Below are 23,392 nucleotides of genomic sequence, written 5' to 3'. Positions count from 1 at the left end.
AGGAGCGCGACCATCCCACCACGGCACTCACCCGCGCCCGCCCGGTCGTACGGGGCACCCCTCAGGCCGACCATGCCCCCGGAACCCCGGATCCCGGCCGGGTCGACAACCCGCACGCGCGCGTGAACACCTCAGCCCACCGCCCGGAGTGGGCGTCTGCACCAGCGGGTGTGTGCTGGACGGCACTGAAACGTGCGGGAGGCGGACAGGGATCTCCGTCAAGGCCGCCTGAACCCCGGCCGGTCACCGGCCCGCCAGGCCGCGAACCGGGCCCGGGCCGCCCCTCCCCCTTCCCGTAGCCCGCCGCTTTGCGCCGGAGGCGCGAGACGAAAGCCACAGACGGCCGAGCCGAATGCCGCCCCGCGCTACCTACTCCGCCGCGCGGAACTCGCCGGTCGCCGCGGCCGCGACGAAGGCGGCGAAGGCCTCTGGCCTGAAGGTGAGGACGGGCCCGTCGGGGTCCGTGGAGTCGCGAACTGCGACGGCGTGGGGCATGGAGGCGACCTCGACGCAGGTCTCGGTATGGCCCTCACTGAAGCTCGACTTCTGCCAGAGGAGTCGCTGGATGAGCCCGAGCGAATCCATTACGCCGTGCCTCTCCGGCGAGATCGTCGCGTCAACCGGAGGCAATGCCAACTCGCTCATCCTATCGAACCACTCGTTGTACCGGGCAAGGGCATCAACGTCCCCCAGGTACAACGACTCCTCGACGTGCGCCACGATCACCGTGCTCAACTCCCGTATGTTCGGCTCGACGAGCGTGAACGACGAGCCGAAGGCCACGGGGCCGTGAAACGGGAGAACCTGGATGGTCACGTTCGGCAGTCGCGACAGCTCGATGAGTCGCAGGAGTTGATCGCGCATGATCTCCGGACTGCCGAAGGAGGCATGTAGCGCGGCCTCATGGATGATCGCATGCAACGCTGGGGCTTGCTCACCGGTAAGCACGCTCTGCCGCTGCATGCGGAACTCGACATCGAGGTCCTGCTCCTCGCGTGAAGCCCGGGGCCCGCCCCCACGGTGTCGTGTCGGGCGGGCCCACAACGAGGCGGTGCATACGGCCCTCAGCGGCCCGTACGTCAGCCGTGCTTCGCTCGCGACGCCGCGCGGGCGCGCTCGCGCGCGTCCAGGTTCACCTTGCGGATGCGGACCGACTCCGGCGTCACCTCGACGCACTCGTCGTCCCGGCAGAACTCCAGCGACTGCTCCAGAGACAGCTTCCGCGGCGGGACGATCGACTCCGTCACATCCGCGGTCGAGGACCGCATGTTGGTGAGCTTCTTCTCCTTGGTGATGTTCACGTCCATGTCGTCGGAGCGCGAGTTCTCGCCGACGACCATGCCCTCGTACACCTCGGTGCCCGGCTCCACGAAAAGCGTGCCGCGCTCCTGGAGATTGATCATCGCGAAGGCGGTCACCGCGCCGGAGCGGTCGGCGACCAGCGAGCCGGACGCGCGCGTGCGCAGGTCGCCGAACCACGGCTCGTGGCCCTCATGGATGGAGTGCGCGATGCCGGTGCCGCGGGTCTGGGTCAGGAACTCCGTACGGAAGCCGATCAGGCCGCGGGACGGGACGACGAACTCCATCCGGACCCAGCCGGAGCCGTGGTTGGACATGTTGTCCATCCGGCCCTTGCGGGTGCCCATCAGCTGGGTCACCGCGCCCATGTGCTCCTCGGGCACGTCGATCGTGATGCGCTCCACCGGCTCGTACGTCTTGCCCTCGACGTCCTTGGTGACCACCTGCGGCTTGCCGACGGTCAGCTCGAAGCCCTCCCGGCGCATCGTCTCGACGAGGATCGCCAGCGCCAGCTCGCCGCGGCCCTGGACCTCCCACGCGTCGGGGCGGTCGGTCGGCAGCACGCGCAGCGAGACGTTGCCGATCAGCTCGCGCTCGAGGCGGTCCTTGACCAGCCGGGCGGTGACCTTGCGGTCCTTGACGGCGGCCTTGGCGTCCGCGCCCTTGCCGGTGCCGCCGCGGCCGACGAGCGGCGAGGTGTTCGTACCGATGGTCATCGAGATCGCCGGCTCGTCGACCGTGATCAGCGGCAGCGCGACCGGGTTCTCCGGGTCGGCGAGGGTCTCGCCGATCATGATGTCCGGGATACCGGCGACCGCGCAGATGTCACCCGGGCCCGCCTTCTCCGCGGGCTTGCGGGTGAGCGCCTCGGTCATCATCAGCTCGGTGATACGGACGTTCTGGATCGAGCCGTCGCGCTTGATCCACGCGACGGTCTGGCCCTTCATCAGCTCGCCCTGCTCAACGCGGAGCAGCGCGATCCGGCCGAGGAAGTTGTCCGCGTCCAGGTTGGTGACGTGCGCCTGGAGCCGGCCCGCGTCGTCGAACTGCGGCGCCGGGACGGTCTCGAGCAGGGTGGTGAAGAACGGCTGGAGGCTGTCGCTGTCGGCGGGGACGGTGCCGTCCTCCGGCTTGGTCAGCGAGGCGACGCCGTCGCGGGCGCAGGCGTAGACGATCGGGAACTCGATCTGCTCCTCGTCCGCGTCCAGGTCGAGGAAGAGGTCGTACGCCTCGTTGACGACCTCGTCGATCCGGGAGTCCGGGCGGTCCGTCTTGTTGATACAGAGGATGACCGGCAGGCGCGCCTGCAGGGCCTTGCGGAGCACGAAGCGAGTCTGCGGCAGCGGGCCCTCGGAGGCGTCGACGAGGAGGACGACCGCGTCGACCATCGACAGGCCGCGCTCGACCTCGCCGCCGAAGTCGGCGTGGCCGGGGGTGTCGATGATGTTGATCGTGACCGGGTCGCCGCCGTCCTTGGGGTGGTACTTGACGGCGGTGTTCTTGGCGAGAATGGTGATGCCCTTCTCGCGCTCGAGGTCGCCTGTGTCCATCACCCGGTCGTCCACCTGCTGGTGGGCGGCGAACGCGCCGGCCTGCTTGAGCATGGCGTCGACGAGGGTCGTCTTGCCGTGGTCGACGTGGGCGACGATGGCGACGTTACGGATGTCGTGGCGCGTGGGCATGGGTGGCTAGCGCTTCTCTCGGATCGTGGGATGCGGCGTCTCGTTCCTCGTACGCCCCGCCGGGCGGACCCGCCTCGGCTCCGTCCATGGTACGGGGCTCGCGCGACACCGGTCCCGGAGACCGGTGCGGAGGGCCGCCGAGGCCCTCCGCACCTGCTCGGATCCCGCTTACTTCTTGAAGCCGATGTCCTCGTAGCGCGGCGTCGCGAAGGCGAAGGCGCCCACGTTCACCAGGTTCGACCTGACCGCGACCATCTGCGGCCGCTGGTAGAGGGGGATCGAGCCGGCCGCGGCCCAGATGCGGGCGTCGGCACGGCGTACGAGCGCGCGCGAGGCCGCGCCGTCCAGCTCGGTGACCGCCTGGTCGAAGAGCTGGTCGATGTGGTCGGTGCCGACCCGGGTGTAGTTCTGCTCGACGATCAGGGAGCCGTCGGGCGCGGGCTGCGGCTTGGCGAAGATCGGGCGGGCGTCGGTGGCCGGGTAGGCGCTGGCGGGCCAGGACCAGAGCGCGAGGTCGTAGTCGCCCGAGGCGATGTGGTCCTTGAAGTAGCTCTCGTCACCGACCTTGGTGATCTCCGAGCGGATGCCGATCTTCGCCAGCATCCGGGAGATACGGTCCCCGGCCGTACGGAGCGGCTCGGTACCCGGCCCCGAGGGCAGGACGAAGCGGAGGGTCAGGGGCTTGCCGTCCTTCTGGAGGGTGCCGACCTCGGCGGACTTGGCCTGGCCGCCGCCCCGCTCGCCCTTCTCGCTCCCCCGGTGCCCCGCGAGCCCCGCGCCGCTCTCGCGCCAGCCGGCGGCGGTGAGCAGGGCCTGCGCGGCCGCGGTGTCCCGGCTGCCGAGCGCGGCGCTGTTGTCCTTGTATCCCTGCTGCCCGGCCACCATCAGGTGGCTGCCGAGCGGCTGGGCGGGCAGCCCGAGCGGCTCGAGCACGGCCTTGGCGATGGCCTGCCGGTCGATCGTACGGGCGACCGCGCGCCGTACGCGCTCGTCGGCGAGCGGTCCCGCGGAGCCGTTCAGCGCGAGCTGGGTGTAGGCGGGCTCGAGCGACTTGCGGACGGTGTAGCCGCGGAGGGTGGCCTGCCGGGCCTCCACGGCCCGCCGTGCCTTCTCGGCTGCCTTCTCGGCCCGCTTGCGGGCCGCCTTCTCGGCCGCTCCCTCGGCCTTCCGCTCCTCCCGGGCCCCGGCCCGGCGCGCCTCGAGCGCCACGCTCCCGGCCGCACCCCGGTCGGCCTTCGGGATCTTCTGGCCCTCGCCCTTGCGCTCCGACGCCGCTTCGATCTGCTCCACGGCCTGCCGGTCGACCTCGGCGATGTCCAGCCGCCCCTGGGCGAGCGCCACCGCCCGCTTGTCGCGCGGTACGGCCTGGAAGACCAGCTTCTCCAGCCTGGCCTTGTTCCCCCACCACTTCGGGTTCCGTACGAGCGTCACCGCGCCCTTGCCCCTGCTCTTCAGCGCGAAGGGCCCTGCGGTGGCCTTGAGGGTCTTGCGGGCGCCGTCGTTGAAGGCGCCCGCGCTGCCCATGACGCTCTTGGGGTAGAGCGGCGTGAAGAGCGACCGCCAGTCGGTGTAGGGCTTGGCGAAGGTGACGCGCACCTCCTGCGGCTTCTCGCCCTTCTCGATCTTCTCGATCCGGTCGTACCCGGCGTTGCGGGCGGTCCAGTAGGCCTTGTCCTTGCCGCTCAGTGCCTTCCACTGAGCGGTGAAGTCCGCGACGCCGAGCTTGCGGCCGTCGCTCCAGGTGGCGGCGCGGTTGAGCCGGTAGGTCACGATCTGCTTGGGCTCGCGCTCGGTGACGTCGGCCGCGGCGAGGTAGTTCTCGTTGCGCTGCGGCCTGCCTCGGTCGTCCAGGGTGAAGAGGGCGGGCAGGACGGCGCCCGCGACGCGGTCGGTGCCCGCGTCGGCGTCGGACTGGAAGGTGTTGAGCGTCGCGGGCACCGCGTCGATCGCCCAGCGCACGGTGCCGCCGCCCCGTGTCGCGCCGCGCGAGGTGGTGGCGACGTCCTTCGGTACGGCGGTGGCGATCGGCTCGCTCTCGGAGGTGCTGCACCCGGCCAGGACGGGCAGCGGGAGGAGCGCACCGGCCGCGAGCAGCGCGGTGCAGCGAAGCCGACGCCGGCCTGAGGAGTGTGGTGCACATGGTGTGCGTGGTGTACGCGATGCCGCCCGGCCGCCGCTGACGCCGTCGATGGACATGACTGAAACCTCCGGGCTGCACACATTTGGGCGCTTATGCCGCTCATCACACCTATTCCTGGACAACTGAAATCGACTCGTTCCACCCGGGCACGAAGACACGACACGGAAGCCCGGATTCCCACCCGTACGGCGGCAGCGCGCACATGTGTCCCAGCGGCCGCGGGGGGCGCGTGAGGGCGCGCGCCTCCGACACGAAGCGCCAATCGTGGTAGATCCCTAGCCAAGGTAGGATGTGACGCGCGACACTCACATGCGCATCAGCGTTGGCAAGCGTTGGCCCGCAAGCGCGGAGGTGAGGGCAAGCCATGTCCGTTCAGGACGATCTGACAGCCGCACAGCGCACACTCGACGAGCTGACCCGCACCCTGGGCCGGCTGGAACAGCAAGTGAGCGCCGGCCTGGAGATCCGCCGCGTGCGCACCGACGCGGACCATCTGCGCGAGAGCCTCGCCCTGCTGCGTGACAGCGCGGCGCAGGAGCGGACCCAGGCGCCGGCCCGCCACCACGAGATGGTCACCATCCCCGACGCGCCCTACAACAGCGCCCTGTGGACCGACGCCGAGGACGAGGGTCTCGGCGCCCGCGACCGGCACGCGCCCTAGCGCGGACCACGCGGGACGTACGACCCTACGGAAGAGAGCGTCACGCCCCGCGCCACCGCCGCACCGTGTCCGCAGCCGAACCCCACTCCGAGCCGGAGTCATTGAATTGGCCACTGGTACCGAACCCCGAACGGGCACCGACGAACCCAGTGACGCGCGCGGCGGAGTGCAGTCCGCCACGCGCGCCGCGATCCCGGCACGCCACCTGCGGACCGACCGCTGGTGGCTGGGACCTGCGATCACCGCCGCCGGGCTTCTCGCGTTCGTCGTCTACTCGACCTGGCGCGCCTTCGCGAACGCCGACTACTACGCGGCGCCGTACGTCTCGCCGTTCTACTCGCCCTGCCTCGCGGAGAACTGCGAGACGATGCGGGGCGGACCGAACTGGGAGATCTTCGGCAGCTGGTGGGGTCTGTCGCCCGCCCTGCTGATCCTGATCTTCCCGCTGGGCTTCCGGCTGACCTGCTACTACTACCGGAAAGCGTATTACCGCGGCTTCTGGGCGTCGCCCCCGGCGTGCGCGGTGGCGGAGCCGCACCGGAAGTACTCGGGCGAGAACCGCTTCCCGCTGATCCTCCAGAACATCCACCGGTACTTCTTCTACGCGGCGCTGCCGGTGGCCGGAATCCTCACGTACGACACCGTGCTGGGCTTCCGGAACGCCGAGTACGAGTGGGGCCACATGGGCCTCGGCACGCTGGTCTTCCTGGTCAACATCGTGCTGATCTGGGCGTACACGCTGTCCTGCCACTCGTGCCGGCACATCGTCGGCGGCCGCCTGAAGCACTTCTCCAAGCACCCGGTGCGCTACCGGCTCTGGGGCCTGGTCGGCCGGCTCAACGAGCGGCACATGCTGCTCGCCTGGGCTTCGCTGATCAGCGTGGCTTTCGCCGACTTCTACGTGTATCTGCTCGCCACCGGCGCCTTCGCCGACCCGCAGATCTTCTAGCCGCACAGCTTCGGAGAGGGATGCAGTAACGATGACCCAAGTCGACCGGCAGGCGTGGGACGTGGTCGTGGTCGGCGCGGGAGGCGCCGGCCTGCGCGCCGCCATCGAGGCCCGCGAGCAGGGCATGCGCACCGCCGTCATCTGCAAGTCGCTGTTCGGCAAGGCCCATACGGTCATGGCCGAGGGCGGCATCGCGGCGAGCATGGGCAATGTCAACGAGGGGGACAACTGGCAGGTCCACTTCCGCGACACCATGCGCGGCGGCAAGTTCCTCAACCAGTGGCGGATGGCCGAGCTGCACGCGCGCGAGGCGCCGGACCGGGTGTGGGAACTGGAGACCTGGGGTGCGCTCTTCGACCGCACCGCCGACGGGAAGATCTCGCAGCGCAACTTCGGCGGCCACGAGTACCCGCGCCTCGCCCACGTCGGTGACCGTACGGGCCTGGAGCTGATCCGCACGCTCCAGCAGAAGATCGTCTCGCTGCAGCAGGAGGACGAGAAGGAGTTCGGCGACTACGAGGCCCGGCTCAAGGTCTTCCAGGAGTGCACGGTCACCCGCGTCCTGAAGGCCAACGGGAAGGTGGCCGGGATCTTCGGCTACGAGCGCGAGTCCGGTCGCTTCTTCGTCATCGAGGCCCCGTCCGTCGTGCTCGCGACCGGCGGCATCGGCAAGTCCTTCAAGGTGACCTCGAACTCCTGGGAGTACACCGGCGACGGGCACGCCCTCGCGCTGCTCGCCGGAGCCCCGCTGATCAACATGGAGTTCGTGCAGTTCCACCCCACCGGAATGGTCTGGCCGCCGTCCGTGAAGGGCATCCTCGTCACCGAGTCCGTACGCGGCGACGGCGGGGTGCTGCGCAACAGCGAGGGCAAGCGGTTCATGTTCGAGTACATCCCGGACGTCTTCAAGGAGAAGTACGCGCAGACCGAGGACGAGGGCGACCGCTGGTACGAGGACCCGGACAACAACCGCCGCCCGCCCGAGCTGCTCCCCCGCGACGAGGTCGCCCGCGCGATCAACGCCGAGGTGAAGGCGGGCCGCGGCTCCCCGCACGGCGGGGTGTTCCTGGACGTGTCGACCCGGATGCCCGCCGAGGTCATCAAACGCCGGCTGCCGTCCATGCACCACCAGTTCAAGGAGCTGGCGGACGTCGACATCACGGCCGAGCCGATGGAGGTCGGCCCGACCTGCCACTACGTGATGGGCGGCGTCGACGTCGACCCCGACACGGCGGCCGCGCCCGGCGTGCCGGGCCTCTTCGCGGCGGGCGAGGTCGCGGGCGGCATGCACGGCTCGAACCGCCTGGGCGGAAACTCGCTCTCCGACCTGCTGGTCTTCGGGCGCCGCGCCGGCCTGTACGCGGCGGAGTACGCGGCCGGGCTCAAGACCGGTGACCGCCCCTCGCCGTCCGGCCTGGACATCGAGGCGGCGGAGGCCGAGGCGCTGCGCCCGTTCAGCGCGGAGGGCCCGGACGCGGAGCACCCGGAGGGCCGGCCCGCCGAGAACCCGTACACCCTCCACCAGGAGCTCCAGCAGACGATGAACGACCTCGTCGGCATCATCCGGCGGGAGGGCGAGATGACGGAGGCGCTGCACCGTCTCGGCGGGCTGCGGGTCCGGGCCCGGAACGCGGGGGTCGAGGGCCACCGCCAGTTCAACCCGGGCTGGCACCTCGCCATCGACCTGCGGAACATGCTGCTGGTCAGCGAGTGCGTGGCGCGTGCGGCGCTGGAGCGTTCGGAGAGCCGCGGCGGCCACACCCGGGACGACCATCCGCAGATGGACCGGGAGTGGCGGCGGATCAATCTGGTCTGTTCGCTCATCGACCCCACGGGCGGGATCGCGGCGGCGGACCCGGAGCGCGGGCAGATCCGTCTGGAGCGCCGCGAGGTGCCGCCGATCCGTGCCGACCTGCTCGGCCTCTTCGAGAAGGAAGAGCTGGTGAAGTACCTGACGGACGAGGAGCTGACCCAGTGACCACGAGCACCAGCGCCTACCTGGCCCACTTCAAGGTCTGGCGGGGCGACATCGACGGCGGCGGCCTGGAGGACTTCAAGGTCGAGGTGAACGAGGGCGAGGTCGTCCTCGACATCATCCACCGGCTCCAGGCCACCCAGGCGCCCGACCTCGCGGTCCGCTGGAACTGCAAGGCGGGCAAGTGCGGTTCGTGCAGCGCGGAGATCAACGGGCGGCCGCGGCTGCTGTGCATGACCCGGATGTCGGTGTTCGACCGGGACGAGACGATCACGGTCACACCGCTGCGCGCCTTCCCCGTCGTACGGGACCTGGTGACGGATGTGTCCTTCAACTACGCGAAGGCGCGCGAGGTGCCGTCCTTCGTGCCGCCGCCGGGTCTCGCGCCGGGCGAGTACCGGATGCAGCAGGAGGACGTGGGGCGCTCGCAGGAGTTCCGGAAGTGCATCGAGTGCTTCCTGTGCCAGGACACCTGTCACGTGGTGCGCGACCACGAGGAGAACAAGACCGCGTTCGCGGGCCCGCGCTTCCTGATGCGGATCGCGGAGCTGGACATGCACCCGCTGGACTCGGCCGCGGAGTCCGGCGTCGACCGGAAGGCCACGGCCCAGGAGGAGCACGGCCTCGGCTACTGCAACATCACCAAGTGCTGCACCGAGGTCTGCCCCGAGGGCATCAAGATCACCGACAATGCGCTGATCCCGCTCAAGGAGCGGGCAGTGGATCGTAAGTACGATCCACTGGTCTGGCTGGGGAACAAGATCCGCAGGCGCGGCGCCCCCTAGGTCCCGCCCGCGGTGCCCCGTCGGGTTGCGGCCGGCTCGGCACCGCCGGGCCGCGCCGCGGAGCCCCGCGCCGTAGCGGCAGGAAAAATCTCGCTCTAGTAGAGGCTCAGCAGAGCCTCTACCGGGTCCGCGGAGGCGGATTCGCCGTCCGGCAGGGCGAGTTCGAACCAGACCGTCTTGCCGCGCGGCGTCCTCCGGCTTCCCCAGCCCGCGCTGAGCAGGCCCACCAGCTGCAGCCCGCGGCCGCCCTCGTCCGTGGCGCGGGCGCGCCTGCGCCGCGGCTGGACCAGTCCGCCGTCCCACACCTCGCAGACCAGCGTGCTGTCCAGCAGCAGCCGCAGCCGTATCTCTCCGCCCGGCTCGCCCGTGGGCAAACCCGCGCCGTACCGCAGGGCGTTCGTGACCAGCTCGCTGACCAGCAGCTCGGTCGTGTCCACCAGTGATTCCAGGCCCCAGGAGATCAGCTGTCCGCGAGCCAGTTCGCGGGCGCGGGCGACGGACCGCGGCTCGGGGGCCAGCTTCCAGTCGCCGACCGACTCCGCGGGCAGCCCCTGGACCCGGGCCATGAGGAGGGCGATGTCGTCCTCGCCGTGGCGGGTGTCGAGGGTGCCGAGGACGCGGTCGCAGAGGTCCTCGAGGGGGCTGGAGTCCTCCGCGTCGGCAGTCGGCAGGGGCGGGTCGGTGAGGGCCGTACGGAAGGCCTGGAGGCCCTCGTCCAGCGGGTGGTCGCGGGACTCGACGAGGCCGTCGGTGTAGAGCGCGAGGAGCGCGCCGTCCGGCAGCTCGACCTCGATCTCCTCGAAGGGTTCGCCGCCCACGCCGAGCGGCATTCCGGTGGGGACCTCGAGCATCAGCGCGGACTCGCCGGGCTCGACGAGCACGGGCGGCAGATGGCCGGCGTTGGCGAATGTACAGCGCCGGGTGACCGGGTCGTAGACCGCGTACACACAGGTGGCGAGGTAGACCTCGGCGAGGTCGGAGGAGCGCGACGCGGCCGCGCCGTTACGGGAGGGGCGCGCGCCGCCGTACGCGCCCGCGGGTGCGCCCAGGCCGCGGGCGATCTCGTCGAGCTGGGAGAGCACTTCCGCGGGCTCCAGGTCGAGCAGCGCCAGCGTCCGTACGGCGGTGCGCAGTTCGCCCATCGCGACGGCCGCCCGCAGGCCGCGGCCCATCACGTCGCCGACGACCAGGGCGGTGCGGTGGCCGGGGAGCTGGATGACGTCGAACCAGTCGCCGCCGACCTCGGTCGCGGTGTTGCCCGGCAGGTAGCGGCAGGCGATGTCGAGGCCCGCGGACTCGGGGTCGCCCGGGGGCAGCAGGCTGCGCTGGAGGATCAGCGCGCGCTCGTGCTCCCTGCGGTAGAGGCGGGCGTTGTCGATGCAGACGGCGGCGCGGGCCGCCAGCTCGACGGCGAGCGCGGTGTCGCGCTCGCCGAAGGGCTCGCTGCCCTTCGTACGGGAGAACTGGGCGAGGCCGACGACGGTGTCGTGGGCGACCATGGGGACGGCGAGGGTGGACTGCACGATCGCGGCGCCCAGTTCGGGTCCCTCGACGCCGTCCTGGCCGGGGACGACCTTGGGCCGTGCGGTGCGCAGGGCGTCGGCCCAGAGCGAGTTGAACGGAAAGCGGTGGACGGCGCCGACCTCGATGGCGTGCGGCTCGCCGTTGTCGTCGGCGGCGCGGGCGGGGACGGGGGCGTCGGCCACGGCGCTGGCGAAGGCGACCCGGCGCAGCTCGGCGCTGCCGTCGGCGAGGCCCGGCGGGGTCTCGTCGCCGGACAGCAGCCCCTGGTAGAGGTCGACGGAGGCCAGGTCGCAGAACTGCGGCACGGCGACGTCGAGGAGTTCGCGTGCGGTGGTCTCGAGGTCGAGCGAGTTGCCGATCCGGGCGCCCGCGGCGTTGAGGAGCGCGAGGTTGCGGCGGGCGCTGGCGGCCTCGAGCTCGGCGTTGCGCCGCCGGGTCACGTCGGTGCCGAGCCCGGCGACGCCGATCGGCCGTCCGCTGCCGCTGTGCAGCCGGAAGAGGTTGACGGACCACCGGCGCCGCTCGGGGTCGCCGGCGGCCGAGCCGGTGAGCTGAAGCTCCGTCACCGGGCTGCCGGTTGCGAGAACTTGGCGCAGGGCCGCGTTCAGCCGGTCGGCCTCGCCGCGCGTGAGGTAGTCGCCGGGCCCGCGGCCGCGGTGGGAATCCGCGCTGCCGCCGAAGACGGCGGCGAAGCGCTCGTTGACGCGGAGGATCTTCAGGTCCGGGCCGAACAGCAGGAATCCCATGGGAGATTGGCCGAAAACCGCCTGCGAGGCGGCCAGGTCTGTCTCGATCCGGCGCAGGATGCGCGCGTCCACGACGATGCAGACCGCGCCACGGCCGCCGCCCTCGGTCTCGGTGGGCATGACGTACACCTCGGCCAGGCCGTGGAGTTCCGCCTCGATGGAGCGGAAGGGCACCAGGCCCACCCAGTCACGGCCGTCCAGGATCTCCGCGATCTTGCGGTGCCCGAGATCGCGCAGCTCGGGGGGCACGAAGGCCTCGATGGGGTCCTTGCCGATGGCGGCGGAGGCGGGGATGTGCAGGAGCTCGGCGGCCCGCTGGCTCCACTGGTCGATGCGGCCGTCGGAGCCGAGGGAGAAGGAGGCGACCCGGATGTAGTCGTAGATCGATCCGGGCGGGCTGCTCTGCCACATGGGGGCAGAAAAGGTCTCGTCGGGCGTCCCCGCCCCCGCTGGTATGTCGCTCACGCGCCCGTCCCCTCCAGCTCACCTTGCCCGGACCGGCCTCAGCTGAGTATCCAGCACCTCAGCCATCCGGGACACGGCCTTCACGATCACAGCACTGTCTCATTCGGGGGTCTGCGGACCTCCCCCGGATGGTCACAGCCGTGCACCACACAGCCATGCTTCTCGTCGGAGGACCTGCGGCCTGACCCAGTCCCGTGATCAGCACTACCCTCTTTCTTCTAACCGGGCAGGCCGAGCTCGAACCACACCGTCTTGCCCGCGCTCCCGCGCCGGGTGCCCCAGCGACGGGACGTACGGGCCACCAGTTGCAGGCCGCGCCCCCCTTCGTCCTCGGGCCGCGCGTCCCGGGCCAGGGGCAGCTCGGGCAGCGGGTCGGACACTTCTACGAGCAGTGCGTCGTTGCGGATGCGCTGGACGCTGACGCCGATGGGGCCGGTCGCGTGGCGCAGCGCGTTGGTGACGAGTTCACTGACCAGCAATACGGTCAGGTCGCCGACTGCGTTCAGACCCCACTCATTGAGCGTCGAACGGACCACGGCGCGCGCGGCTCGTACGGCTCCCGGATCGGCCGGGAAGCTCCACTCGGCGCGGTGGTCGTCCGATGAGGTGCGCGCCGCAGGGGGTGTCGACTCGGAGGCCCCCGCAGTGTCGCTCACGCCGACCACTTCCAGACCGATGACAGACCCCGCTGTCCGTTTTCGGGGGGATTTTCGGGATGGCTAATGTGGACATACCCGTTACGCGCGGCCGCTATCGCGACATTTGGCGCACTGTGCCATGAAAGAGCTCAGAAGCTGGCGTCAGGGCGGAACCGCAACCGGAACCGAAGCCGGGGCTGGAGCTAGAGCGCGAGCCGCCGGAGCACCCGGACCACTTCTGCGACCGCCGGGCGGTCCTGGTCGAGCCAGTCGACCTCGTCCACCCGGTCCGGGGTGAGCCAGCGCAGCTCGTCATGGTCCTCCAGGGGCCGCGGCTCACCCGCGACCAGACGCGCGGTCCAGACCCGCAGTACGTAACCCGGCTTCAGCGTCCACTCGCCCGGAATCCGCGCGAGCGGCTCCACTTCGACGCCGAGCTCCTCGCGCAGCTCGCGGACCAGGCCCTCTTCCGGCGTCTCACCGGGCTCCAGCTTGCCGCCCGGCAGTTCCCACCGGCCGGCCAGGGCGGGCGGGGCGCTGCGCCTGGCGGCCAGCAGCCTTCCGCCGTCCAGCACCGCCGCGCCGACCACGATCCGCGTCTCGTCTCCCGTCACCCGGGAAACCCTACGACGGCGTGCGCTCCGGCTACGAAGACGTCCTGCGGCTCACTCGTTCGACCGTGTAGAGCTGCTTGTGTCCCTTCGCGTCCAGCCGGTCGGCGACCCGCTCGGCCTCCGCCCTGGTGGCGTAGCGGCCGACGCGGTAGCGATTGCCGTTCTCGTCCTGGCGTATGACGAGCCAAGGCAGCACGGCGCCGCTCTCGCTCATCGACTCACCCCTCGCGCCATCGCGCGCTCCCGCGCGCACGACGTCCCGGCCCCTGAGGAAAACGCAGTCCGCATATGCCTGAGCCTACGCCCGACCTTCACTCAACGGATACGGGTTTTTACAAAGAGGTACGCATCCGGCCACATGTTCGAACTTGGACTTCCACTCCCCCTTCATGACAGCGCGGGCCGGACACTGTGCGCCCGGACCCGCGCAGTCGCGGAGTCATGGAGGGAAGCGTCAGCTGCGGACCGTCGGCAGGGGCATCAGGACCGGCTCCCGCTCCTGGACGGCACGGACGGCAGCGCGCGGGACCAGCGGACCCGCACAGGGCCGCGAGTTCCTCATGCACGGCGCGCGTGACAGGTTGCCGCGGAGCGTGATTGCCCCGGAGTCAATCGTCCTGACCCGGCGTCAACTTCGAATCATGGCTGGCGAACGGCGAGCTTCGGGTATCGGTCACCGCACCGGAAGGTGGTATGCGATGCGGAACCGGTCCGCCGGGACGACCACGTCCGCGGTCTCGACCGGCCGCCCCGAGGCGTAGAACGTCCGGGCCACCACCATCACCGGATGGCCCGGCACTCCGCCCAGCGCCTGGGTCTCCTCCGCGAGCCCCGGCCGGGCGCCGATCTCCTCCAGCACGTTGTCCACGACCACGTCGATCGCGGCCATCCGCTCGACGACCCCGCGTCCGGCGAGCGGTCCCTCCTCGGGCAGCATCACGGGCGTACGGCCGGTGACGGCCAGCGGCTCCCACGACGTGGACAGCATCGAGGGCTCGCCGTCCGCCCGGAAGAGATAGCGGGTGCGCATCACCCGCTCCCCCGGCTCGATCTCCAGCCGCTGCGCGACCGCAGGGCTCGCCTCCTCCTGCTCGCTGCTGGACTCCCAGGTGCCCTTGACCCGCTCATCCGCCTGTTCCTGCCGGAACGGGGTGGAGTCGCCGGGACCGGCCTGATAGCCGGTCCGCGCGACACGGCGGGGCACGGGCCGCTCCCGGACGTACGTCCCGGATCCGGAGCGCCCCTCGACGAGGCCCTCGGCCATCAGCACCTTGCGGGCCTCCAGCGCCACGGTGTCCGAAACGCCGTAGTCCTGGCGGATACGGGCCTGGGACGGGAGCCTGGTGTGAGGCGGCAGGGAGCCGTCGACGATCTTCTGCCGCAGGTCGCCCGCGACCCGGAGGTACGCAGGCTGCTCACCGAAAGGCACGTGCCCCTCCCATGTGGTTGACAGACTGCAACAGAGTGGCAACCGTGGGTCGTCGGCCGCAAGTGCGGGCCAGAGATTCACTCAATGTGGTGGACTTGGTCATTGGCCTGCATGAACGCGCAGGAAGTCGGCCAGGGCGGGGCGGGCGATCTGGGTGCCCCAGTTGCCCCAGTTGTAGTCGAACGCGTGGTCCGCCCACGGGATCTCCACGTACTCGTGCACCGCGCCGGCCCGGGTCAGCCGGGCGTTCAGCTCACGCGCCTGGGCCACCGGTACGAGCCGGTCGTGGCTGCCGTGCAGCAGCAGGGTCGGCGGCACATCGGCCCGTACGAGCCGGGTCGGCGAGCCGAGACGGAAACCGTCGGACGCCGTCATCAGCGAACCGCCCATGAAGGCGCGGACCCTGGGGTCGGCACGGTTCGCGCCGCCCGCGATCATCCCGGCCATGTCGGTCGGCCCGTAGAACGACACCACGGCCCGTACGGCGGTGCCGCGGGCGCTGCCGCAGGTGGGGCGGGGCCGGTTGTCGCGGGCGGTGTAGGCGGCGGAGAGCGCGAGGTTCCCGCCCGCCGAGGTGCCGGCGAGGACGATCCGGGCCGGGTCGACGGCGTACCGCGCGGCGTTGCGGCGCACCCAGCCGATCGCGCACTTCACGTCGCCGATCTGCTGGAGCTGGGTGGCCCGGGGCGCGAGCCGGTACTCGATGTCGAAGACGGCGTAACCGCGGTCGTTGAGCCACTCGTTCCAGCGCGGGGTCTGGCTGCGGTGGCCTGACTCCCAGCCGCCGCCGTGCACCCAGACCACGGCGGGGCGCGGGCCCCGGGGCGCACGGCCGTCCGGCAGCCACACGTCCATCTTCATCCGGTGCCTGCCCACGCGCGCGTACACCAGGGTGCGGTCGCGCTCCGGGCCGCGGGAGTAGTTCAGTCCTGCGAACTGCCCGGCCAGGGACAGGCCTTCGCCGCGATCGCGCGCCGTCTCCCAGGCCGCGGCGTACGGCGCGAGGGCGCTCGCCAGGGCGACGGCCGAGGTGGTCAGCGCGACCCAGCCCGCCCAGCGTGCGGACCGCACCGCCCGGGTGCGCCAGAGGGCCCGTACGAGAAGGAGGCCGAGGAGGGCGGGCGCGCCCAGGACCGGCGTGCACCAGGAGGTGGCCAGCACGGAGCCGGCGGCGATCAGGGGGCGCCGGGGCAGCGGGACGAACACCAGCACGAGCAGCAGCACTTCCAGCGCGGCGAGCAGGAGCAGCATCGTGACGATCAGCCACCGCCCGATGCCGCGCGCCACTGGCATGACCGTCCTCCTCGCACAGGCCCACCACGGCCCAGGACTTCCCGGGCGGACCGAAGACGTCCCGCGGACTGGGCCGTTCGGCGCAGCGGGGCCGGCGGGCAGGAGGGGTGGAGGGCCGGAGGCCGAGGCTGGTCCTCGCCTCGGGTTCGGGGATGGTGCAGCGGCTCAGGTCCCGGTGTACGCGGTGAGCAGCAGGGCGACGTCGTCGGGCCGGTCCGGGGCGCGGCGGGCCTGCTGGACGAGCCGGTCCGCCATGGTCTCCAGGGCGTCGGGCCCGGTACGGGCGAGGACGTCCCGCATCTGATCGACGCCCGCCTCGATGTCGTGGCCCGGCTGCTCGACCAGCCCGTCCGTGTAGAGGGCGAGAACGGCGCCGTGCGGCAGCTGCAGCCGGGTGACCGGGTAGCCGGCGTCCGGGTCCACGCCGAGCAGCGTGCCGCCTGCGAGGTTCAGCACCTCGGTTCTGCCGTCGAGGTGGCGCAGCACGGGCGGCGGGTGGCCCGCGCGTACCCCTCTGGCCCGGCCCGTACGCGGGTCGAGCTCGATGTAGCAGCAGGTCGCGAAGACGCCCGCGTCGAGTTCGGCGAGCAGCCGGTTGGTCCGGCTGAGGACCTCCTCGGGGGTGCTGTCGCTGGCGGCGAAGGCGTGCACGGCGCTGCGCAGCTGCCCCATGACCGCGGCCGCGGCCACGCTGTGCCCCTCGACGTCGCCGATGACGAGGGCGACCCCGCGGCCCGTCTCGATCACGTCGTACCAGTCGCCGCCGATCTCCATGCCCTGGGTGCCGGGGAGGTAGCGGCCGGTCGTCCGCAGGCCGTCGACCGGCGGCAGCCGGTGCGGCAGGAGCGCGTCCTGCAGGCCGCGGGCGAGCGTGAACTCCGCGTCGTAGAGCCGGGCCCGCTCGAGTGCCTGGGCGACCAGGCCGCCGAGGGCGGTCAGCGCGGCCCGCTCGTCGGCGGTGAAACCGTGGGGGCCGTCGTAGCCGAGGATGAGGGAACCGACGGGGTGGCCGGAGGCGATGAGCGGCAGGAAGGCCCAGGCTTGCATCCGGTCCAGGGCGATGCCCGGGTAGGCGGCGGACAGGTCGCCCGGGGACTGGAAGAAGATGGGGACGGCGGAGGTCAGGGCTTCGACGCCGGGCAGGTGGGCGTCGAGGGACACGCCTTCGAAGCGGTCGAGGAAGCCCTCCGGGTAACCCGATTCCCAGGCGAGGTACATGCGCCGGTCGCGGACCACGTAGAGCGCGAGCTCCTGGCCGCCGAACGCGGGCAGCAGCTGCTCCGCGACGGCGACGCACACCTCGCGTACGCTCACGGCCTCGGTGAGCACGCTCGCCATCTGCACGACGTGGTAGAGCGCGCCAGGGCGGGTCAGGGCGGCGGGGACGGCGACCGCGGCGGGGAACTTCGGCTCCGGGACCGCCCGCTCCGGAGCCTCGCCCTCGGCCTGCGGGGGCGGTTTGCTCGGGAAGACCCGGCCGGTCAGGCCGTGCACGTCCGGGTAGAGGACGAATCCGAGCCACTCGCCCGCGGGGTGGTGCACGAGGAAGGAGGTCGGCTCCTGCGAGAGCATCGCCGCGCGGTAGCGGTCCTCGTAGGCGGGGTCGGACAGCCAGGTCATCGCGTGCCAGGGGTAGCGGCCGAGCAGATCGTCGCGGTCGAGGCGCAGCAGCTCCTCGCAGCGGTGGTTGGCGTAGGTGACGCGGCCGTCCTGGTCGAGCGAGAAGACGCCGTCGGGCAGGCGCTCGGCGGCCTCTGCGGCGGTGGTGCCAGAGGCGGCGTCGACGACGACGCCGACGAGGCGGCGGCGGCGGCCGGGTTCCGGGCGGCCGACCGGGGAGCCAGCTGCCGGAGAGCCGGGTTCCGGGAGGTCGACTGCTGGGGAGCCGGGGCCCTCCACGATCTCTCCCCACAGTTCGACCGGCCGGTAGCGGCGTTCGCCCTCGAACACATCCCGGACGTCGCGCACGTCCCTGACCCGGAACTTCCGGGCCCGGACCCAGCCGTTCTCACCGGCCTCCGTGCCACAGGAGCGCAGCTCGTGAAGATCGTCGGGGTAGACCAGAGCCTCGACGTCGGCGACCGTCCCGCCGAAGGTGGCCGGGTCGGCGCCGAGGACGGCGCAGGCCTCGTCGTCGGCGGCGAACGCGCCCGTTCCCAGGTCCCAGTCGATCAGCCCGACCCGTACGCCGGTGACGATGGCCGCGGGCGGCCGTACGCTCACGGGCTCGTCGTCGTACTCGACCCGGAAGCCGCTCGCCTCCAGGTCCCCCAGGGCGCCGCTGATCGCGTCGACGGCCTCGAGCAGCGCCGCGCCGCCCGCCGCGGGGGCCTCGGTGTCCTGGTGACCCTCGCCGCCGACGTGGTGCGTGGTGGATCTGAGGACGACCAGGATGCCCGCGACCTCGTCGCCCGCGCGGACGGGCAGGTAGGAGGAAGCGAACGGATAGGGCAGCCCGGCCGCCAGTTGCGGGAAGCGGCGCATGGTCTCGCCCTCGTCCGCCAGGTGGACGGGCTGCTCGGTGCGGTACGCCTCGGAGGTCGGGAGTGCCCCGCTGACCGGCATCCGCCACCACGCCTTGATCAGCGAGCGCGGTATCCCGGCGACCAGGGCCAGTACGAGGGAGCGGCGGTCGCGCGAGCGCAGGTAGACCGCGCCGCCGTACCCGCCGCCGACCCGTATGGCTCCTGTCAGGACCGGCGCCAGCGACGTGACCAGGGCGTCCTCGTCCCCGGTCCGGCGGCGCCGGGTCGCGGCGCCGATGCCGGACTGCCGGGCCCCGGCCGCCCTCGGGGCTTCCTCGCCCACCATGTCGCGTCCTCCCGCTACGGACGCCCGCACCTCGTATCACCAGCATGTGCCAACCCGCGCCCAAAGGCGCGCCGGGCGGCGGGGGAAGCCGGGGATGGGGGCCCGCACGGCAACCGCCGTGCGGACCCCGAAGCCGGTCAGCCCCGGATCAGCTCCTTGTCCCGGCCGGGATCCCCGCCCGCGCCGACGGCGGTGCCCGCCTCGGCGGCGAGCCGCCTGCGCAGCCCCTCGCCCTCGACATCCACGTTCGGCAGCCCGCGGTCCAGCCACTTCGGCAGCCACCAGGCCCGCTCGCCGAGCAGGCCGAGCACCGCCGGCACGATCGTCATGCGGACGACGAACGCGTCGAAGAAGACGGCGGTCGCAAGACCGAAACCGATCATCTTCACCATCTGCTCGCTGGATCCGATGAAGCCGGCGAAGACGGCCATCATGATGACGGCTGCGGCCGTCACCACCCGGGTGCCGTGCCGGAAGCCGGTGACGATCGTCTCGTCAGAGCGTTCGCCGTGGACGTATGCCTCCCGCATCCGGGTCACAAGGAACACCTCGTAGTCCATCGCGAGGCCGAAGACGACACCCACCAGGAAGATCGGCATCATGCTCATGATCGGGCCGGTCTGCTCGACGCCGAACAGGGAGCCGAGCCAGCCCCACTGGTACACCGCGACGACCGCGCCGAGTGCCGCCACCACCGACAGCAGGAAGCCGAGCGCCGCCTTCAGCGGGACGAGCACCGAACGGAAGACCACCATGAGGAGCAGGAACGCCAGGCCCACGACCAGCGCCAGGTAGGGCAGCAGCGCGTCGCTGAGCTTCTGCGAGACGTCGATGTTCATCGCGGTGGCGCCCGTGACGAGCATCTGGGCTCCCGTGTCCGACCTGATCCTGCCGCCCTCGCCGCGGAGCGTGTGAACCAGGTCCTCGGTCTCGGCCGAGCTCGGCTTCGACGACGGCACCACGGTGATCGTCGCGGTGTCGCCCGCCTCGTTGAAGGCCGCCGGGGTCACGGCGGCGATACCGTGCAGCGTCTTGATCCGCTGCTCGACCTCGGCGACGGCGCCCTTGGGGTCGCGCGAGCCCCGGGCGTCGACAACCGTCACCAGCGGACCGTTGAAGCCGGGCCCGAAGGCATCGGAGAGCAGGTCGTAGGCCTTGCGCTGGGTGGTGTGAGGCGCCTGCCAGCTACCGTCCGGCATGCCGACCTTCAGCGAGGCCACGGGTACGGCGGCCGCCCCCAGACCGAGCACGCCCACGAGCAGCAGCGGAACCCGGTGGCGCAGCACGAACCGGGCCCAGCGCGTACCCGCGTTGAGCTTCGTCGCGGAGTTCGCCGACGACTGGGCCGACGACTGGGCCGACCCGGCCATGGCTTTGCGGGCCTTGCGACCATGGACGCGCTTGCCCGCGTAGCCGAGCAGCGCCGGGATGAGGGTGAGCGCGATGAGAACGGCGACGGCGACCGTGCCCGCCGCGGCGACGCCCATCTTCGTCAGGATCGGGATGTTGACGACAGCCAGGCCGACCAGCGCGATGACCACGGTCAGGCCGGCGAAGACCACCGCCGCTCCGGCGGTGCCGACGGCCCGGCCGGCCGCCTCCTCGCGCTCGCGGCCCTCGGCCAGCTCGGCCCGGTAGCGGGAGACGATGAACAGCGCGTAGTCGATGCCGACCGCGAGGCCGAGCATCATCGCGAGCGTCGATGTCGTGGTCCCCAGGTCGAGGGCGTGGGCGAGCGCGGCGATGGTCGAGACGCCGATGCCGACCCCGATCAGCGCGGTCAGCAGCGGCAGCCCGGCCGCGACCAGCGAGCCGAAGGTGACGACGAGGACGACCGCGGCGACCGCGACACCGATGATCTCGGACGGTCCGGTCTCGGGCCGCGCCGCCAGCGCGTCACCGCCGATTTCCGCCACGAGCCCGGAGCGCCCAGCCGTAACGGCCGTCTCCTTCAGGGACTCACGGGTCGTGTCGGTCAGCTCCGCCGAGGTGACCTTGTACGTGACGGAGGAGTACGCGGTCGAGCCGTCCTTGCTGACGGCGCCCGCGGCGAACGGGTCGGTGGCCGACTCCAGTTGCTTCGAGCCGGACTTGAGGCCGGCGACGATCTCGCCGATCTTCTTCTTGTCGGCGGTGTCGGTGATCTTCCCGCCGCCGTCGGCCCGGAAGACGATCCGGGCGGTGGCTCCGCCGGAGCTGGAGCCGGGGAAGCGCTGGTCGAGCAGGTCGAAGGCCTTCTGGGCCTCCGTGCCGGGAACGGTGGACGAGCTGGACGCGGCGGGGGGCGCGGAGGACGCGCCGAACCCTGCGAGCGCGAGCAGCGTCACCCAGATCAGGAGGACGAGGTGTCGTCGCCGGAAGGCGAGCCGGCCGAGCCGGTACAGAAACGTGGCCACGAAGGGGTACTCCCAAGACAGTCGTTGAGGCGTGCGTCGGGTGACCGCGTGCGGCACGCGCATCGGCTCAGGGGGTCAGTACGGACGTCGCCCCGGCCGCGGGCGTGCCGCGGCATCCTGCGTACGGGACGGTGCGGCGCGAAGCGGGTCAGGAAGCGGCGTCCGCGGAGGCGCCGACGGAGCCCGGCTGCTGTGCGCCGCGCGGGGGCTCGGCGCCCGGTGCGGCCTGCGGCGCGGCACCCTGCTTGGTGGCGACGCCGATGACCAGGGCCAGGGCCACCACGGCGGCACCCGTCCAGGTGAGCGCCGTCGTCGAGGCGCCCGCGAGCACGGCGCCGCCGAGCGCGGCACCGGCCGCGGTGCCCAGGTACAGGGCGGAGTTGAGCAGCGAGACCACGATGCTGGTGTGCTGCGGCACGATGCGCATCAGCTGGTACTGCAGCGGCAGTTGGACGTGCGCCACGGCGAAGCCGTAGAAGAGGATGACGACTCCGGCGGCGACGGCGTTGAACGCGCCGTAGGGGAAGACGGCGATGATGGCCGCCACGGCCGCGAGCGCCACGCCGAGCATGGCCTTGGGCGAGGTGCCCTTGTCGAGGCGGGCGCCGGCCAGGGCGTTGCCGACGAACGAGGTCACACCGGCGACCAGCAGATAGATGGGCAGGCTCTTGGTGGAGACGCCGGCGCTGTCCTCGAGGATCGCGGGCAGGAACGTGTAGACGAGGCCCATCTGCGCGACGCCGTACAGGAACATCACGAACATCCGCACCAGTACGCGGCCGTCGCCCAGGACGGCGAAGCGGTCCTTGAGGCTGGGCGTCGGTGTGGCGCCGACCGACGGGACGAGCGCCGCGATGGCGACGATCGCGAGGACGATGACGCCGACGACGACCCACAGAGCAGCACGCCAGCCGATCTGGGTGCCGACCAGTACGCCCACCGGCACACCGAGGATCGTCGACACGGACAGACCGCTCATGATGGTGCCGAGCGCACGTCCCTGCTGGGCCGGCGGCACGAGCTGAACGGCCGTGCCCACGGCGGCCGGTGAGTAGACACCGCCGATGGCACCGGCCAGTACGCGAACGAGCACCAGCACCCACAGCGAGGGCGCGAGCGCGCTGGCCGCGTTGGCGAGCCCGAAGATGGCGAGCGCGTAGAGGGCCAGCTTCTTGCGCCCGATCTTCGCCGTGGCCACGGCGAGCAGGGGGGCGCTGAGCGCGAAAGCGAAGGTGAATCCGGTGACGACCTGGGCCACGGCGGCCAGGGACACGTCGAAGGAGTCGGCCATGCCCGGAAGCAGCCCGGACAGGACGAAGGCGTCGAGCCCGATGGCGAACATGCCGAGGGCTAGGGGTGCGATGCGTTTCATCTCTTCTCCCTGGGAATGATTCGAACTGATATTCGAAACCGAGGGTGCGGAAGGGGACGGACTGTGTGGAGGGAAGGAGAGGTTGAGCGGGGAAGGGCGTCAACGACTCCTGCGCGGCCGGGACGCGATGGTGGCGGCCAGTTCGTCCAGCGAGGGGGCGCGGGCGATGCGCTCGGCGCGCACCGCGATCAGCACCTTGGCCTCGGCCTCCCAGGCTGCGAGCAGTCTGCCGTCGAAGTCCGCTCCCGCGCCCAGGGATCCGCCGTCGCGCACGCGGTGGAATTCCTTGAGGTCCTCGAATGCGTCGGGCAGGGTACGGATCTCCGCCTTGCCCTCGATCGTCTGCCAGGGCCCGTACCAGTTCTCGGACACCACACAGAGCGCCACCCGGGGATCGCGCTGAATGTTCCGTGTCTTGGCGGTCACCTCACTGGTCGTGACGAGAAAACACTCCTCGCCGATCGCCAGCGCGGAGACGGGCGACGCCTGAATTCCGTCGTCAAGACGCCGGGTTATCAGCACCGCGTGTACGGGCCGCACGATCCGGCCTTTCACATCTCTCGCCATAGGGAATTCCTTTCGATCGAGCGGGAGATACTGTTGGAGCCCCTTT

General features: G+C 71.5%; 17 protein-coding genes. 4 read left to right on the top strand and 13 right to left on the bottom strand.

The features are described 5' to 3' along the window. Positions 1 to 369: 369 nt before the first annotated feature. The 3 genes from ACTWQC_RS23375 to ACTWQC_RS23365 form a co-directional block, all read right to left on the bottom strand. Positions 370 to 963 (bottom strand): DUF397 domain-containing protein, encoded by a 594-nt coding sequence (locus ACTWQC_RS23375; RefSeq protein WP_443317748.1) that lies wholly within the window; start codon positions 961 to 963, stop codon positions 370 to 372. A gap of 116 nt (positions 964 to 1,079) precedes the next feature. Next, positions 1,080 to 2,981 (bottom strand): translational GTPase TypA, encoded by a 1,902-nt coding sequence (gene typA, locus ACTWQC_RS23370; RefSeq protein ID WP_443317747.1) that lies wholly within the window; start codon positions 2,979 to 2,981, stop codon positions 1,080 to 1,082. Between the two features lie 168 nt (positions 2,982 to 3,149). Beyond that, the gene (locus ACTWQC_RS23365; protein WP_443317746.1) at positions 3,150 to 5,177 is read right to left on the bottom strand and encodes an ABC transporter family substrate-binding protein; all 2,028 of its coding nucleotides are present in this window, start codon (positions 5,175 to 5,177) and stop codon (positions 3,150 to 3,152) included. A gap of 308 nt (positions 5,178 to 5,485) precedes the next feature. Here ACTWQC_RS23365 and ACTWQC_RS23360 point away from each other — a divergent pair, with 308 nt between their 5' ends. The 4 genes from ACTWQC_RS23360 to ACTWQC_RS23345 all read left to right on the top strand — a co-directional run bounded on the left by ACTWQC_RS23360 (position 5,486) and on the right by ACTWQC_RS23345 (position 9,491). Further along, entirely contained in the window at positions 5,486 to 5,782 is a 297-nt protein-coding gene (locus ACTWQC_RS23360; RefSeq protein ID WP_443317745.1) for a hypothetical protein, read from the top strand. A 106-nt stretch (positions 5,783 to 5,888) separates the two neighbouring features. After that, on the top strand, positions 5,889 to 6,731 hold the full coding sequence (locus ACTWQC_RS23355; RefSeq protein ID WP_443317744.1) for a hypothetical protein: 843 nt from the start codon (positions 5,889 to 5,891) through the stop codon (positions 6,729 to 6,731). A 31-nt stretch (positions 6,732 to 6,762) separates the two neighbouring features. Continuing rightward, positions 6,763 to 8,709, top strand: coding sequence for a fumarate reductase/succinate dehydrogenase flavoprotein subunit (locus tag ACTWQC_RS23350; protein WP_443317743.1), 1,947 nt, complete (start codon positions 6,763 to 6,765; stop codon positions 8,707 to 8,709). Further along, positions 8,706 to 9,491 carry a succinate dehydrogenase/fumarate reductase iron-sulfur subunit gene (locus tag ACTWQC_RS23345; RefSeq protein WP_443317742.1) on the top strand — a complete coding sequence of 262 codons (786 nt, stop codon included), beginning with the start codon at positions 8,706 to 8,708 and terminating at the stop codon, positions 9,489 to 9,491. Before ACTWQC_RS23350 ends, ACTWQC_RS23345 begins: the two co-directional genes overlap by 4 nt. Positions 9,492 to 9,586: 95 nt before the next feature. Here ACTWQC_RS23345 and ACTWQC_RS23340 read toward each other — a convergent pair whose 3' ends face one another. The 10 genes from ACTWQC_RS23340 to ACTWQC_RS23295 form a co-directional block, all read right to left on the bottom strand. Beyond that, positions 9,587 to 12,172 (bottom strand): SpoIIE family protein phosphatase, encoded by a 2,586-nt coding sequence (locus ACTWQC_RS23340; protein WP_443317800.1) that lies wholly within the window; start codon positions 12,170 to 12,172, stop codon positions 9,587 to 9,589. A gap of 272 nt (positions 12,173 to 12,444) precedes the next feature. Further along, positions 12,445 to 12,891, bottom strand: a complete 447-nt coding sequence (locus ACTWQC_RS23335) for an ATP-binding protein (RefSeq protein WP_443317741.1) — start codon at positions 12,889 to 12,891, stop codon at positions 12,445 to 12,447. A 176-nt stretch (positions 12,892 to 13,067) separates the two neighbouring features. Next, complete coding sequence (locus ACTWQC_RS23330) at positions 13,068 to 13,457, bottom strand: (deoxy)nucleoside triphosphate pyrophosphohydrolase (RefSeq protein WP_443317799.1); 390 nt, start codon at positions 13,455 to 13,457, stop codon at positions 13,068 to 13,070. Between the two features lie 52 nt (positions 13,458 to 13,509). Beyond that, on the bottom strand, positions 13,510 to 13,692 hold the full coding sequence (locus ACTWQC_RS23325) for an SPOR domain-containing protein (protein WP_443317740.1): 183 nt from the start codon (positions 13,690 to 13,692) through the stop codon (positions 13,510 to 13,512). A gap of 459 nt (positions 13,693 to 14,151) precedes the next feature. Continuing rightward, positions 14,152 to 14,907 carry a GntR family transcriptional regulator gene (locus ACTWQC_RS23320; RefSeq protein WP_443317739.1) on the bottom strand — a complete coding sequence of 252 codons (756 nt, stop codon included), beginning with the start codon at positions 14,905 to 14,907 and terminating at the stop codon, positions 14,152 to 14,154. Between the two features lie 99 nt (positions 14,908 to 15,006). Next, positions 15,007 to 16,200, bottom strand: a complete 1,194-nt coding sequence (locus ACTWQC_RS23315) for an alpha/beta hydrolase fold domain-containing protein (protein ID WP_443317738.1) — start codon at positions 16,198 to 16,200, stop codon at positions 15,007 to 15,009. Between the two features lie 165 nt (positions 16,201 to 16,365). After that, entirely contained in the window at positions 16,366 to 19,011 is a 2,646-nt protein-coding gene (locus ACTWQC_RS23310; protein ID WP_443317737.1) for a SpoIIE family protein phosphatase, read from the bottom strand. A gap of 137 nt (positions 19,012 to 19,148) precedes the next feature. Further along, entirely contained in the window at positions 19,149 to 21,407 is a 2,259-nt protein-coding gene (locus ACTWQC_RS23305; protein WP_443317736.1) for an MMPL family transporter, read from the bottom strand. Positions 21,408 to 21,555: 148 nt separating this feature from the next. Then, the gene (locus ACTWQC_RS23300) at positions 21,556 to 22,779 is read right to left on the bottom strand and encodes an MFS transporter (RefSeq protein ID WP_443317735.1); all 1,224 of its coding nucleotides are present in this window, start codon (positions 22,777 to 22,779) and stop codon (positions 21,556 to 21,558) included. A 99-nt stretch (positions 22,780 to 22,878) separates the two neighbouring features. Then, the gene (locus ACTWQC_RS23295) at positions 22,879 to 23,346 is read right to left on the bottom strand and encodes a pyridoxamine 5'-phosphate oxidase family protein (protein ID WP_443317734.1); all 468 of its coding nucleotides are present in this window, start codon (positions 23,344 to 23,346) and stop codon (positions 22,879 to 22,881) included. Between the last annotated feature and the right edge of the window lie 46 nt (positions 23,347 to 23,392).

Source organism: Streptomyces sp. 8N616 (genome assembly GCF_052246385.1).
Lineage (GTDB): Bacteria > Actinomycetota > Actinomycetes > Streptomycetales > Streptomycetaceae > Streptomyces.
The sequence above is the reverse complement of the archived record's forward strand: the minus strand, read 5'-3'. Positions and strand labels throughout refer to the sequence as shown.

Coding starts and splice junctions, on each gene's coding strand:
- ACTWQC_RS23375 (WP_443317748.1), bottom strand. CDS start 963: ATGCAGCGGCAGAGCGTGCTTACCGGTGAGCAAGCCCCAGCGTTGCAT.
- typA (WP_443317747.1), bottom strand. CDS start 2,981: ATGCCCACGCGCCACGACATCCGTAACGTCGCCATCGTCGCCCACGTC.
- ACTWQC_RS23365 (WP_443317746.1), bottom strand. CDS start 5,177: ATGTCCATCGACGGCGTCAGCGGCGGCCGGGCGGCATCGCGTACACCA.
- ACTWQC_RS23360 (WP_443317745.1), top strand. CDS start 5,486: ATGTCCGTTCAGGACGATCTGACAGCCGCACAGCGCACACTCGACGAG.
- ACTWQC_RS23350 (WP_443317743.1), top strand. CDS start 6,763: ATGACCCAAGTCGACCGGCAGGCGTGGGACGTGGTCGTGGTCGGCGCG.
- ACTWQC_RS23340 (WP_443317800.1), bottom strand. CDS start 12,172: ATGTGGCAGAGCAGCCCGCCCGGATCGATCTACGACTACATCCGGGTC.
- ACTWQC_RS23325 (WP_443317740.1), bottom strand. CDS start 13,692: ATGAGCGAGAGCGGCGCCGTGCTGCCTTGGCTCGTCATACGCCAGGAC.
- ACTWQC_RS23315 (WP_443317738.1), bottom strand. CDS start 16,200: ATGCCAGTGGCGCGCGGCATCGGGCGGTGGCTGATCGTCACGATGCTG.
- ACTWQC_RS23310 (WP_443317737.1), bottom strand. CDS start 19,011: ATGGTGGGCGAGGAAGCCCCGAGGGCGGCCGGGGCCCGGCAGTCCGGC.
- ACTWQC_RS23300 (WP_443317735.1), bottom strand. CDS start 22,779: ATGAAACGCATCGCACCCCTAGCCCTCGGCATGTTCGCCATCGGGCTC.
- ACTWQC_RS23295 (WP_443317734.1), bottom strand. CDS start 23,346: ATGGCGAGAGATGTGAAAGGCCGGATCGTGCGGCCCGTACACGCGGTG.